Source organism: Bacillus sp. OTU2372 (assembly GCF_038440275.1).
Lineage (GTDB): Bacteria > Bacillota > Bacilli > Bacillales > Cytobacillaceae > Neobacillus > Neobacillus bataviensis_B.
The window spans coordinates 157,691-171,376 of the sequence record NZ_JASATK010000008.1 but is presented as its reverse complement, the minus strand read 5'-3'; the positions used below and the strand labels follow the sequence as shown (position 1 = coordinate 171,376).

At 39.0% G+C, this 13,686-nt stretch carries 15 protein-coding genes; 3 read left to right on the top strand and 12 right to left on the bottom strand.

Annotated elements, in window-relative coordinates; genetic code table 11:
- Positions 1-216: 216 nt before the first annotated feature.
- On the bottom strand, positions 217-744 hold the full coding sequence (locus AAHB15_RS15230; protein WP_335575279.1) for a DUF3231 family protein: 528 nt from the start codon (positions 742-744) through the stop codon (positions 217-219).
- 128 nt (positions 745-872) lie between these two features.
- On the bottom strand, positions 873-1,748 hold the full coding sequence (locus AAHB15_RS15225) for a LysR family transcriptional regulator (RefSeq protein ID WP_335575278.1): 876 nt from the start codon (positions 1,746-1,748) through the stop codon (positions 873-875).
- A gap of 149 nt (positions 1,749-1,897) precedes the next feature.
- On the opposite strand from AAHB15_RS15225, the gene AAHB15_RS15220 reads away from it, so the two are divergent.
- Both AAHB15_RS15220 and AAHB15_RS15215 read left to right on the top strand, forming a co-directional pair.
- A complete protein-coding gene (locus AAHB15_RS15220) occupies positions 1,898-2,938 on the top strand; it encodes a YeiH family protein (protein ID WP_335575277.1) in 1,041 nt (346 codons plus the stop codon).
- 25 nt (positions 2,939-2,963) lie between these two features.
- Positions 2,964-3,140: a hypothetical protein gene (locus tag AAHB15_RS15215; protein WP_342042734.1), complete on the top strand. Its 177-nt coding sequence runs from the start codon at positions 2,964-2,966 to the stop codon at positions 3,138-3,140.
- Positions 3,141-3,363: 223 nt separating this feature from the next.
- Here the strand turns inward: AAHB15_RS15215 and AAHB15_RS15210 are convergent, their stop codons facing one another.
- The 7 genes from AAHB15_RS15210 to AAHB15_RS15180 form a co-directional block, all read right to left on the bottom strand.
- Complete coding sequence (locus AAHB15_RS15210; RefSeq protein ID WP_335575275.1) at positions 3,364-4,029, bottom strand: SDR family NAD(P)-dependent oxidoreductase; 666 nt, start codon at positions 4,027-4,029, stop codon at positions 3,364-3,366.
- Positions 4,030-4,146: 117 nt separating this feature from the next.
- Positions 4,147-4,785, bottom strand: a complete 639-nt coding sequence (locus AAHB15_RS15205; RefSeq protein ID WP_335575274.1) for an AmiS/UreI family transporter — start codon at positions 4,783-4,785, stop codon at positions 4,147-4,149.
- A gap of 101 nt (positions 4,786-4,886) precedes the next feature.
- Entirely contained in the window at positions 4,887-6,068 is a 1,182-nt protein-coding gene (locus AAHB15_RS15200) for a NupC/NupG family nucleoside CNT transporter (RefSeq protein ID WP_335575273.1), read from the bottom strand.
- A gap of 50 nt (positions 6,069-6,118) precedes the next feature.
- Entirely contained in the window at positions 6,119-6,517 is a 399-nt protein-coding gene (locus AAHB15_RS15195) for a cytidine deaminase (protein ID WP_335575272.1), read from the bottom strand.
- A gap of 145 nt (positions 6,518-6,662) precedes the next feature.
- A complete protein-coding gene (locus AAHB15_RS15190) occupies positions 6,663-7,964 on the bottom strand; it encodes a pyrimidine-nucleoside phosphorylase (RefSeq protein WP_342042733.1) in 1,302 nt (433 codons plus the stop codon).
- A gap of 422 nt (positions 7,965-8,386) precedes the next feature.
- Positions 8,387-9,184: a fumarylacetoacetate hydrolase family protein gene (locus AAHB15_RS15185; RefSeq protein WP_335575270.1), complete on the bottom strand. Its 798-nt coding sequence runs from the start codon at positions 9,182-9,184 to the stop codon at positions 8,387-8,389.
- 132 nt (positions 9,185-9,316) lie between these two features.
- Entirely contained in the window at positions 9,317-10,318 is a 1,002-nt protein-coding gene (locus AAHB15_RS15180) for an asparaginase (protein ID WP_335575269.1), read from the bottom strand.
- A 185-nt stretch (positions 10,319-10,503) separates the two neighbouring features.
- Here AAHB15_RS15180 and AAHB15_RS15175 point away from each other — a divergent pair, with 185 nt between their 5' ends.
- Positions 10,504-10,851 carry a helix-turn-helix domain-containing protein gene (locus AAHB15_RS15175; RefSeq protein ID WP_335575268.1) on the top strand — a complete coding sequence of 116 codons (348 nt, stop codon included), beginning with the start codon at positions 10,504-10,506 and terminating at the stop codon, positions 10,849-10,851.
- 190 nt (positions 10,852-11,041) lie between these two features.
- Here the strand turns inward: AAHB15_RS15175 and AAHB15_RS15170 are convergent, their stop codons facing one another.
- From AAHB15_RS15170 to AAHB15_RS15160, 3 genes are all read right to left on the bottom strand, one after another.
- Positions 11,042-11,224: a hypothetical protein gene (locus AAHB15_RS15170; protein ID WP_342042755.1), complete on the bottom strand. Its 183-nt coding sequence runs from the start codon at positions 11,222-11,224 to the stop codon at positions 11,042-11,044.
- Positions 11,225-11,259: 35 nt separating this feature from the next.
- Complete coding sequence (locus AAHB15_RS15165; protein ID WP_342042732.1) at positions 11,260-12,105, bottom strand: tellurite resistance/C4-dicarboxylate transporter family protein; 846 nt, start codon at positions 12,103-12,105, stop codon at positions 11,260-11,262.
- A 129-nt stretch (positions 12,106-12,234) separates the two neighbouring features.
- On the bottom strand, positions 12,235-13,545 hold the full coding sequence (locus AAHB15_RS15160) for a S8 family peptidase (protein WP_335575266.1): 1,311 nt from the start codon (positions 13,543-13,545) through the stop codon (positions 12,235-12,237).
- Between the last annotated feature and the right edge of the window lie 141 nt (positions 13,546-13,686).

Here is a 13,686-nt window from a genome sequence, read left to right as displayed (position 1 = left end):
AAAACCCTTCACATTTCCCGGGTAATTAACAATATGATCTAGTTTAATCCAAGAACAGCCAATTTCTGATAATTCTTTTCATATGCTACTTTTAAAATAGGAATCTACCAACCCTCCAATAACACTACCCTCACGAGGAGAAATAATCGGAGTAATAGAAATAACCTGCCATAATGAAGGCAGGTTTTTCTACATAATTAATCTGTTCCCTTAAAATTAACCTTTGTAATAGGGCGGAACACGAAGCCACTCATGCCGGTCTAAGTACTCTTTTACGGTTAACCCCGCCATCGTCTTCTTCATGATAATTTTTGAAAAGAGTAACCCTACATCTGCCCGTATCGATTCAGTTAGGCCTTTGGCGGCATAATTGACTCCCATCGCCAGATTATAGGACATGAGGTTAGCTAGTTCTTCGTCATTTAGCTTTGCGCCTTCCGGTATATTCTGAAAATCCCCAAGTGGTTTTTCCGTCGTAGTTTTCGGTAATGGGATCCCTTCTATCTTTAGAAACTCGATCAACTCGTCTCGAATTGGGACATGCACAGTTTCTCTTATATCCTTTAAAATTTGTTTCAGTTCTTGATCAAGAGCTATATTGTAACCAATTTCTTCATTACGCATAGTGGTCTCCGTACCTAAAAGAAAAAACCAAAGGTTCGAAACCTCCATCACATTCAATGGTCTTTTCTCCCCATCCATAAAGGGCTCAAATACATCATGTATCATGTCAAATAGTTTCATGTTTCATAATCCCACCAAACTTTGGATATTCTTTGTTATGGTGGTATTTTTTCCATTTAATAATAAAACATGCTTACTATTGACAATTAAACTTGATTGGCAATCCAAATCGACTCCTAACTCTAATGTCAATTTCCAACTAATAATTCCAAAAAAACTTGGGTTGCTTTTGTTTGAAATTTAACCTTTGGAGTTACTACTGAAAAATTTCTTGTGATTGGAAAACCATTGATATCTAGTAACTTTAACTTTCCTAGCTCTAATTCATTTGTTATAACCGAATGTGAAAGTAAAGAAATTCCTAAACCAGCTTCAATTGATTCCTTGATCACTTGTGTACTCCCAAAGGTCATAATTTTTTTGGGGTAAAAACCTAATCGTTGAAAGCCCTTTTCCTGCATTTCCCTCGTCCCTGAACCTTCCTCACGAATGAGCCAAGTCTCCAGGCTCAAATCAAAAGAGCTTATTTGGTGTCTGTTTAATAAGTGATGGTTTGATGCTGAAGTGATCGATAAATGATCACATGCAAATGGCGTAATCTGAATTTTCTCGCTCTTTATTTCTCCTTCTATTATCCCTACGTCGATTTGATGCTGCATAACTAATTCAATAATTTCATTCGAATTCCTGATCGTGATATTTGGATTTAGTTGCGGATAAGACTTAAGTAAGGCGGCAATTTTGTATGGAAGAATGTATTCCCCATAGGTATAGCTAGAGCCAATAGACAGGGTACCGCTTGCAGTATGTTTTAGATCATCCAAAAGGTTTTCCATCCGGGTATAGAGACCTAATATATTCTTTGCATGGTGATAAACGATCTCTCCAGCTTTATTAAGCCTGACAAACTTATTGGTCCTTTCTAATAATTTTGTATCCATTGACCGCTCTAAGTTCTGTATATAATTACTGACCGCCGGTTGTGTCATATGAAGTATTTCAGCAGCGCGTGTGAAATTTTGTTGTTCCGCAACCGTAATAAAAACATGTAATGTTTGGTCCATTTCATCTCCTCCTTTAAATTTAACTGAAGACCTATTTAAATAGAATTTATAATAACCATTTACTTATTGTAATTATTACAATAACTTATTTTACTTATAATCGAAAGGAGAATATGATAAAGACACATCGATTAAAGGGGGTTTTGAATATGACAAACACTTTAGTCAAACAGCAGAATTTAACCAAACAGCGGGGGTCCTTTTCAAGAGTACATTGGCTTTGGGGCATTGGCTTTACTTTTATTATTACATTGGTCGGTTTTGGATTATCCAAAGTACCTGGACTAGATCATGTTGGGCAACTTGCTTGTGCCATCATAATTGCTGTTATTTATAGACAAATTTGGGGATACCCAGAGAAATTTCGTACAGGTATACAATTTTCCGCCAAGAGGCTTTTAAGGCTTGCAATTATTCTTTTTGGATTAAGACTTAATATTGATGTTGTTTTTCACCAAGGGTTAGGATTACTTGTTAGAGATGTTGGATCCATCGTTTTTTCAATATTTCTTACCATATTCCTAGCAAAATTATTCAAAGCGGAGGCTTCATTATCCTTATTACTTGGAATTGGAACAGGAGTCTGCGGTGCAGCCGCAATTGCTGCCGTTTCACCTATTTTAAAAGCGAAAGATGAAGATACCGCAATTGGTGCAGGCATCATTGCTTTGGTTGGGACCATTTTCGCCATTGCCTATACCATTATTAAACCATTTATTCCTTTAACTGTTCTGCAATACGGTGTTTGGTCAGGTGTAAGCTTACACGAAATTGCACATGTAGCTCTCGCCGCGGCACCTGCAGGTCCAGATGCCCTTGCAATCGCTTTGTTAGCGAAACTAGGCCGGGTCTTCTTACTTGTTCCACTTAGCTTTATTCTTATGTACTGGATGAAACGTAAAGGAAAACACGAACCTAATCCCGATACAAAAGTTGAATTCCCATGGTTTCTTATAGGATTTATTATCATGAGCTTATTCGGAAGCTACGTACTTGGTCATGCGATTACCATTCCAGCTAGTATCATGAATGGAGTATCCTACTCCACTTCTTTTATTCTGACGATGGCCATGATTGGATTAGGTTTGAATGTTAGTCTCAGAGATCTACGTACGAAGGCGTTAAGACCACTTTTGGTCATGTCGATTACATCCGTTCTTCTATCAGTCATCACATTTTTTACGATGTAATTAATCATAATCAGGGGCTTCACAAATGGAAAAAATTATAGTCGCTACAAGATGGCTCGTCTTCTTCCAAGCATACATTAAAAGGGACAAGGGAATTCTTTGGAGCTTTGCCGCATCCGACATGTGCCGTGCTTTACGTTTCGGCAAAAGAGAATTACGCCTATTGTTTAGTACCGGAGGCGATGTTGATCTGACCATATAAACATCAAAACAGCACCTCTCCAACAATTAAGGGAAGGTGCTGTACTTTTTTAAAAAACCTCATTTACTTATGGTACGGTTCACCGTTACATATTTAATTGAGGTTTTCTTAATTGAGAGCCCTTTGGAGTAGAAATTAACTTTTAAAGGCAGTACTTTTTATTTGGATTTACTTAAGATAGCAGTTAAGTGGTTAGCAAGGGATACCGTTAAGGATAAAACAATCAATCAATAATCAACTCGGTTTCAGTTTCCCTTTCTAAAATTTCCCATGCCACTTCTTTTGCAGATTTTAATCTTGAACGGTCAGTCACAAAATTATTTTCATCCCAAAAAGGAGTATCCATCCCCCCCATATAGACACCGGAAACAGAAATCGAAGTACTCTCTAACTCTTTCACTAAGGATTCGGTGAACCCTCGAATGGCAAACTTACTTGCACAATAGGCTGTTTCATGAACTTTCCCGCGTAATCCAGCTGTTGAAATAATGTTCATAATTTTTCCGGCATTCCGTTCCAAGAAGGTCGGCAATATTGCTTTTGTTATATAAATCGTTCCCTTTACATTCGTATCGATCATGTGACTGATTTTATCCACTGAGATTTCTTGCAGTGGACCAAAGTAACCGATACCTGCATTATTAATCACTTGATCAATTTTTTCTGTTTTATTCAAATTGAAAAGCAATTGTTCAACCCTATTAGAGTCTGTAATATCACAGGTCGCTGACATAGCACTTCCGTTTGTCTTACCTATCATTTGTCTTACTTCATCCAGATGAGATTGTGTTCTTCCCACAAGAATGATCCGATTTCCTTCCTGGGCATATGCGAGGGCAAGTTCTTTACCAAGCCCTGTACCTGCCCCTGTAATCAAGATCGTTTTCATGCTTCACACCTCCAAATTAGCGGTTTTTGCTTTCAAATTTTTTAAAAAGCTTGTACCGTACACCGGCATATTAACATTAAAATTGTCAGCTACGGTTGCCGATATTTGCCTTCCACTTTAAATCCTCCTCAAATCCGTCTCTTTCATTCTTTCATTGCTTTTCTGTATGGGCAAACGGAATTGAAATAAGCTAATACAAAAATAAACGATGGACACGATTAAAACAATCAGCCATATTTCTTTGACAACAGGTGTGTTCCAAATTCCTAAAAAATACAATAAAGACGGGATCGTTAAGGTAACCCAGGATTGAATAAATGCAACCCGCCCAAGATAATGGTCAATCTTCATTTGCAGTGAATTGGATAAAAAGAATAACAACCAAAGAAAAGCCCACATTCCCCATGTAATCGCACTGACAGCATCATGGAAGTGGATCACGGCTGTCAACGTATAGACAACCGCTATGACCGCCACCCATAAACAAAACCAGCCGAGCCCTCTGCCATCAAGTCCTGTTAATGCGGTCACCCCAACATATAAATAAGTTAAACCAAATAAAAAGATAGATGCGTAGTTATATAACTCCCAATGATGTTGACCAGATACCATCATTAAATAAAACGGTATAATCAGTTGTATGACTCCTACAAACAGATTAAAAACCCCAACACTTTTTGCTTCTGCTTTTCCGGTTAACATCAAACTATTAAGAAATAAAACGGCACCAGAAAGAAATAATCCGACGAAACTCATATGCTTTGTTGTGAAAAAAATTTTTCACAACATTCCCCTCCTTCAAAAAGGAAAAAGCAGTTTTCCATCCTTACTGGATGAAAAAATGCTTTTTCAACAGATTATAAAACAATACTTACAACCACAGCGGATAACACACTGACCAGAGTGGCGCCGTATAAAAGCTTTAAGCCAAATTTGGCGACAACGTTACCCTTTTTCTCATTAAGACTTTTTACTGCTCCAGCAATAATCCCGATCGATGAAAAATTGGCAAATGAAACAAGGAAAACAGAAATAATTCCTAAAGTGCGGGGGCTGAAAGATTTCCCTATTTTCGCCAGGTCCATCATAGCTACAAACTCATTCGTTACAAGCTTTTCGGCCATTATACCGCCTGCTTGGACAGCCTCTGAAAATGGAATTCCCATGATAAACGCAATCGGCGAAAAGATATATCCCAATATCTCCTGGAATGTAATATGAAAAATTAAATCAAAAATATTATTAATGGCAGCCATTAAGGCAACAAATCCAATTAGCATCGCACCGACAATCACTGCTACTTTAAAACCATCGATAATGTATTCGCCTAACATTTCAAAAAAGCTCTGCTTTTCTGTTTCCTGGATATCAAGAATATCCTCGTTAGGATTTACCGTATAAGGGTTAATAATAGAAGTGATGATAAATCCGCCAAATAAATTCAGAACAAGTGCCGTGACCACGTATCTTGGTTCAACCATGGTCATATAGGCACCGACAATTGACATTGAAACGGTAGACATCGCTGATGCACAAAGAGTATATAAACGATGGGCAGGCAAGAGACCAAGCTGCTTTTTCACCGTAATAAACACTTCGGATTGACCAATCATGGCCGAAGCAACCGCGTTATAGGATTCCAATTTCCCCATGCCGTTCACTTTGCTGAGTAATAACCCAATCGCTTTCATAATAAACGGCAGGATTTTCAAATACTGAAAGATTCCAATTAGCACGGAAATAAACACGATTGGCAGCAATACATTCAGGAAGAATGGCATCTCTCCTTTATTGGCAATTCCCCCGAAAACAAATGAGATTCCGGCACCTGCATATTCTAATAATTTACTAAAAACCCCGGCAAATACTTTGATTAAATCCAGGCCTAACGTGGTATTTAATAATAATGCTGATAATATGACTTGAATAATGACCATAAGAATAATCGGTTTTATTTTGATGTTTTTCCGATTATTACTTGCCAGGTATGCCAGTCCGAAAACAACAAGCAGTCCGATAATCGCAATGATGTATTTCATTTTCAGTCCTCCAAAAGTCGGTTGTATTCGTTTACATCACAAACAATAAATTATTTTGTTAAATCTTTAGAAGAAAAAAAGCCGGGCAGCAATTCATCAATGGTGGTCTCCATCTTTTCGCCGTTTAAATTAGCTAAAATAATTTTTGTGTTTTTATCACAGAATTCGGCCATTACTTGACGACAGGCACCACAAGGTGAAACAGGGCCCTCCGTATCAGCAACAACAACGATTGTATCTAACCCCTTTTCCCCTTCAGAAACCGCTTTAAAAATAGCCGTTCTTTCAGCGCAATTGGCCAATCCATAGGAGGCGTTTTCAATATTGCATCCTTGAAAGACATGATGATCTTTTGTCAAAACTGCTGCGCCAACTTGAAAATTTGAATAGGGCGTATACGCTTTTTTCCTGGCTTCGATTGCTTGATCGAGTAATGTTTGCATGTCCATCGTTTCGTCATCCTTTCAAATATGTTTTTAGTATCCAGGCTGGCGTTGAAACCAGCCTTTAGATATTTTCTAGCATGCAGATGATGATGTTTCTGAATTTACGATCTTTACTATATTTTTTGCCATTCTTCTCTTACTTTGCCGATTATTGAATTTCTGTATAGATGAGTGTAGGTGCGGCTACTTTTTTATCTGTAACTTTATAAGCCGAGTAAATTTTTTCGATTACTTCCTGAACATTTTCTTTGTTGCTATGGATTGTAACCAAGGACTCTCCTTCCTCGACATGATCCCCTACCTTCTTATGAAGGACAACGCCTACTGCCAAATCGATGACGGATTCTTTTGTGGCCCGTCCTGCTCCTAACATCATAGCAGCGGTTCCAATCGTTTCCGCCGTAATTTCGGCCACATAACCAGAAGTTTTTGCCGGAACTTCAACCATATAGGCAGCAGTCGGAAGTTTAGCAGGATCATCCACAACCGATGCATCTCCTCCTTGTGCTGCAAGGAAGGTTTTAAAGGTTTGTAATGCCAGGCCGCTCTGAATGGATTCTTTTAACATTTCACGAGCCTGGTTGAAATCAACAGCTTTTTCGGCCAATACAACCATATGGCTTCCAAGGGTTAAACAGAGTTCTTGCAAATCTTCTGGTCCTTGTCCTTTAAGCGTGTCAATCGCTTCTTTTACTTCAAGAGCATTGCCGACTGCAAAGCCGAGCGGCTGGCTCATATCGGAAATAATCGCCTTTGTTTTCCGCCCGACGCCATTGCCGATCTCCACCATCGACTGAGCTAATTCTTTCGCATCTTCAAGATTTTTCATGAATGCTCCGCTGCCTGTTTTGACATCCAGAACAATCGCATCAGCGCCTGCAGCAATTTTCTTACTCATAATGGAACTGGCAATCAGCGAGATGGAGTTAACCGTTGCGGTTACATCCCTAAGTGCATACAACTTTTTATCGGCAGGTGTTAAATTCCCGCTCTGACCAATGACAGCTACTTTATTTTGATTCACTAATTGGGTGAATTCTTCATTTGAAATTTCCACATGAAATCCTTTAATGGATTCCAATTTGTCAATGGTACCTCCAGTATGGCCTAAGCCTCTTCCTGACATTTTTGCAACTGGAACACCGACAGAAGCAACAAGCGGTGCCAGCACAAGGGTTGTTGTGTCGCCAACTCCACCGGTACTGTGCTTATCTACTTTTATCCCTACAATGCCTGAGAGGTCGATTTGATCACCGGATTGAACCATCGCCTCCGTTAAGTAAACGCGTTCCTCTTTTGTCATTCCCTGAAAAAACACAGCCATTGCAAAAGCTGACATTTGATAATCAGGAATATCTCCTTTTGTAAACCCGTTTATCAAGAATTCAATTTCTACTTTGGTTAATTCGTAACCATCACGTTTTTTCTCAATTAAATCAACCATTCTCATTGGAGCGCACCTCTTTTTATATAAATATCAACTACTATTTTTATCGAAACCTAGTACCTGCATACGAAAGTAGGATGTCAGACGTCTAACTAACAACTTCATTTTACTCCTTTGTTACTAAAGTTGTAAACCCTTTCTTTTTTGGAGTTAATGGTAATTTCAACCAGTGCAATTAAGGCGGGTTTATCTTTACATTGATTCGTTTCTTTACGCCAGCGCTTTCATTTTTGTAAAAGTTTCATTTTTTACCACTGGAAAAGATCTTTTTAATCCATGTGATTACTATATTAGTAGTAACCTATTTTGTAAAGAGGTTTCCAATTTGTTTTAGTTTTATGAATTCATCAACTATTTCCAATCAAAGTAAGAAGCACGGGGACGGTTCCCGTGCTTCTTAGAGGCTAATTAGGCCCTTATATCTGCTACAATACATAATTACATAGTTTACCGATATTCTCTACTTCCACAGTTACGACATCGCCCGCCTTCATTGGACAACTGCCAGATGGTGAACCAGTAGCCAAAACATCACCAGGCTCAAGTGTCATAATCTGTGAAACCCAACTGATAAGAAAAGGAATGGAGAGTGACATCTGATTCGTATTACCATCTTGTACGATTTTTCCGTTTAAAGTTGTAACGATTCGTAAATTAGTTGGATCGAGGCCAGTCACAACCCACGGCCCCAACGGTCCAAAAGTGTCAAAACCTTTGCCGCGTGTAAACTGGGGATCCGTTTTTGTAAGGTCTCTTGCCGTTACATCATTAAAGATCGTACAGCCAAAAACATAATCCAATGCCTCTTCTTCTTTTATATTTTTACCACGTTTCCCAATGATAAGGGCTACTTCCCCCTCCATTTCTACCTGCTTGGTTAAATCAATTGACGGAAGAATGATATCCTCTTCATTTGGAATCAAGGAAGAGGCTGGTTTTAAAAACATAAATGGTTCTTTGAGGTTAGCCTTTCCCCCAGTCTCCCTTGCATGTTCAGCATATGTCCAGCCAAAATTAATCACCTTTGAGGGTGCTACAGGCTCTAAAACTTTGACATCACTATATTTAAGTTTTATACCATCATATTTTAGCTCATTGTTTGCAATTTCAGTAAAATTACTGGACAATTGTAAAATCTCATCACCCTCAACAATTCCGTAAAGTACTTTACCTTTATCATTCTGATAACGAACGATCGTTTGTGTTTTTTGTAAAACCTTCATTAGCGTACCCACTCCATTTATGGATGTATCTCGTCACGTGTCCTTATAACGACAGAATTCTACATCGCCCTCATAATAGACCTATTTTTCGAACTCCTCTATTAAAGCAAACTAGTAAGTGGTTCCGGTATCTTATTCTTTATCTGATCTGACGGTTAAGTCTTCTGCCAATGGCGTTTCAATGATTCTCTTAACCTTTTCCAGAGAATCAGTTTGTCCCAAAGCCCACATTAATTTGGGAACGATTGCTTCTGTATTCATATCCCCAGATAAAATAACTTGATGCTGAGCTACCTTGCGGCCCACTTCATATAGAAGCAGGTCTTCCCCTTCTTCCAGGCATTGCGTTGTGATAACGATCGCAATTCCCTTTTCCGTAAGCTCTTGGATTTTTGAAAGCAAGTTCCTTCCTTCAAAAGGCAAGCCGCCGTTTCCAAAGCTTTCAATGATTATTCCTTTATATAAATCTTTTAGACAATCAAAAGTCTCAGGCTTCATACCAGGATATAATTTCATCAGAAATACATCGGTACATAAGCTAGTATTTAAAGAAAACTTTTTGGAGGCACGAACCGGTTTCCATTTGTAGTTAATTTCATTTCTATTTACGTAAGCTACATACGGATGGTTAATACTTTCAAATGCATCATAACTTTTTGTTCTCATTTTGACTGCTCTCGTTCCGAGAATGACTCGGCCATCAAATAGGACAAATACTCCGCCAATATCCTCACAAGCAAACCGAAGGGCATCGGAAACATTTTTCTTCGCATCGGTTTTTTTGAAGCTGATTGGAACCTGCGATCCGGTCAGCACAACCGGTTTTTCCAGACCCTGAAGCATATAAGAAAGGGCTGAGGATGTATACGCTAACGTATCTGTTCCATGTGTAATGACAAATCCGTCATAATCATGATAATGGGTATAGACGGCCTCAGCGATCTTTATCCATTGCTCTGGCTGCAAATTGGTACTATCAATATTCATTAAGATTCTACCGTCAACATGTACGTCACTTGATGTTTCTGGTAAAAAGTTCAACAATTCTTCAACAGATAATTCTGGAACCAGCCCTTCATTCCTCTCCACTGAGGCAATCGTTCCACCGGTAGCAAGCAATAAAATCTTCTTCACAAGCAACATCTCCATTGAAAAAGGATGGTCAACATTTACGCGTAACGCGTATTTATATTAGCTATTATATAACTAAATTATGAAAAATCAATATATTGTTCTCGTTTCGCGTATATTTTTCTAGTATTCGCCAATTTTCAATGGTATAATAAATCCAATATTAAAAAGCTGGAGGCCTCGAGAGCATGCTGGAACGTTTATCTGTATTAAGAAAAGAGCGAAAATGGTCCCTACAAGAAACTGCCGACAAACTAGGGATAGCAAAAAGCACTTATGCCGGTTACGAATCAGGATACCGTGAACCCTCCCTCCACTCCTTATTACAAATTGCACGTTTATTTGATACAACGGTTGATTATTTATTAGGAGCAGAAAAGGACGATTTTATAGAGATTACAAATCTTATAAAAAGCCGCTCTCACAGACTTTCAATAGATGGGGAACTTTTGTCAGCCGATGAATTAATCGATTTTGTCTCTTTTGTGAGGGTGAAAAGAATGTTGAGAGAAACGGAAATGAATAAAGAAGCCTAGATATGATCATCAATACGTATTCCAATAACAAAACAGCACCTCCAAATTAAAATTGGAAGGTGCTGTTACTTTTTTCAGAAAAGCCTCATTTAAATATGATAGGGTTCACCGTATCTTAAGTAATTTAGAATGATCCGATCCTACTGAATGGAGAACAAAAGATTGAAAAAAAGCTCGTAGAAACACCGCTCTACAAGCTTCTCTCCTCCACTGACTTAGAGTAATGAATACGATGAAAAAACAAGTGGTGTATCATGCCCAAAAACACAAATATCCAGGCAGCAAGTGCAATATACACCATAAACTTAGGAATCACCGTTAAAAATGGAACCCCCAGTGCCTTAGACAACTGATAGGTGCTCGTCGTATACATCGCCAGCGGGAATGCCATTCCCCCAAAACTGAGGATCATAATGATAATGGATAACGATGATAAAGATGACGCCAGATCATCAGAATAAACATCAGTGGAATCCACCAGGTACCCATTATCCAGAAAAACAACGTGAACCCTTTTAAAAAGGGAGTAATTTCAACCAGCAACGGCCAATACTTGGCATTCAAAATAAGTGAAGAACCTGCCAAAGTGGTAATCGCAACCGCCCCCATATTAATCCAGTAGGGAGGTGTCAGGGCTGAATGATCAAGCTTTAAAAAGGTAAAGCGGTAAAAAATCAACGTAATGATATTAAGATACAACATACAGCCAAGGAAATACATGCATAGCGTAAAGAATAAGACCACATCATGCCCACGCTCCACATGGGACACAAGCAATGTACCAAGAATGGAGATCGAGTGCGTTGCGACTGCAACAATCAACCAAGCCCCGTTAATCCCTTCAGCAAGTGCCGGTTTATCCTTGCGAATCGTAACCGCCGAAAAAAAAGTATACATAATCACAAGCCATAAAAGAATCGCCAGCCCCCATAAATACATGGCAACCATATATAAATCAGTAATAATAATAAGCTGGCAGCCAAACATACTGGTTCCAGCGACTAACGTAAAAAAGCCAGGGCCAACGGTATGGCTCATCAGATCGGCAGCCATTCTAGGAAAATAGCAAAATAACCGAGTAAGCGTTAGGACCCATAAACTAATATAAGCGGCCACATTAAAATATAGTAAAATCTTAGCAATCAGATCCATTCCAAGCAGATAAGTGCCTATGGAGAGGGCCCCCGTGGCCATTACCAGCGCAAAATAGCCTGGGAATAGATGAACTGCTTTTTGTTTTAAAAAAGAAATCACGGTCTCCCCCCTTTTCCATTTCTCTTTATATCATTTTATCACATATGTACTAGGCGAAACTTATAAACAAGTTGAGAGTAGAAAAGATAAAAGGGCGTTCTACTAGAACACCCTCCCTCTCTAACATGATTAAGGAATCGAGTTATTAGCGTCAATATACCCTGCACCATATACATTATAGTCCCTGTCCTTCCACAAAACGGTACCGGACGTTAGTAAGTTTTTGATTTCATCAGGGCTTAATTGAGGATTACTTTCTTTTATCAAAGCAACAATACCAGCACAAATCGGTGTCGCCATAGAAGTTCCCGATAAAGTAAAGTAATTACTTCCTACCCGGCTGCTCTTTTGAGCCCTGTCCAAATAGGAGTTAGGTGACCTTAATGAAACAATATCAACCCCAGGTGCTAAAATGTCCGGCTTTTTCACATTATAAATCGTTGGCCCCCGGCTGGAAAAACTAGCGACATCATCATCTGTTCTTTGCAACGTGTCCTTGTCATCGAATGCTCCCACCGTAATCACTTGGTCACTTATACCTGGGCTTGCGATAGTACTCCGATCCGGACCTTCATTTCCAGCTGCGACACATACGACGATTCCGGATTGCCAAGCACTTTCCACGATTTTAACCACTGGATCTTGATTCTCTAACCGATAAGTGCGGGGAGTACTTCCTAACGACATACTAATAATATCGATCTTATTAGTATGGTTTTGTTCATTGTATTGAATACACCATTCGACCCCGCGCATAATCGTTTCAAGAGAACCTGAACCTGATCTGTCCAGAACTTTAACCCCAACTAGATTTGCTTTTGGAGCAGGCCCCGTATACCTTAAAGACGCTGAAGCGGCATCTCCCGCACAGTGCGTCCCATGACCGTTATCATCATATGGAGAGGACCTGTTATTAATAAAATCCACAAAATCTGTAATTCTGCCAGATAAATCAGGATGTGGATAAATCCCTGTATCGACGATGGCAATCTTAACCCCGCTGCCAGTTAATTCTTTTCCGTTTCTTACGATTCCTTTAGCATTCGCTGATGGTACAGCTACGTTTAAAAAAGCCTTCACTTCACTATTTAAATAGATTCTCTTTATATGGTTACAATTTGCGAGAAGCTCTTCTAATCCATTAGGCGTAAGGTCGGCACTGCTGCAGGAAATCCGGTGAAAATGATGTCTCACCCCATTTTTCTTATGGCGCTTCGATATTTCATTTAATGCTTGGCACCCGTCTTCAAAGCAACCCTCTTCGAACTCAATAATAACAGATAATTTTTTTCTCTTTTTTATAGACCCTTCAAAAAAAGTATGCAAAAAGCATGGTGTCCATTTGAAGGGTTTATAGAGGTTTAAGATACTTTCACGTAATGAATGATCCAATTTATGTGCATGTGATCGTACCATTTGAACCATTGAATACCCAAACAATCAATATCCCTCCATTCTTTTGCTCTATCAGTCTATGAATGGAAAAAGATATGGTATCAACGCTTGTCCAAAAGGTGTCAAAAAAAGTCGAAGGTAAGCCTTAATTAAAAAATAGCAGCCTGTATTCAAGCTGCCATTTTT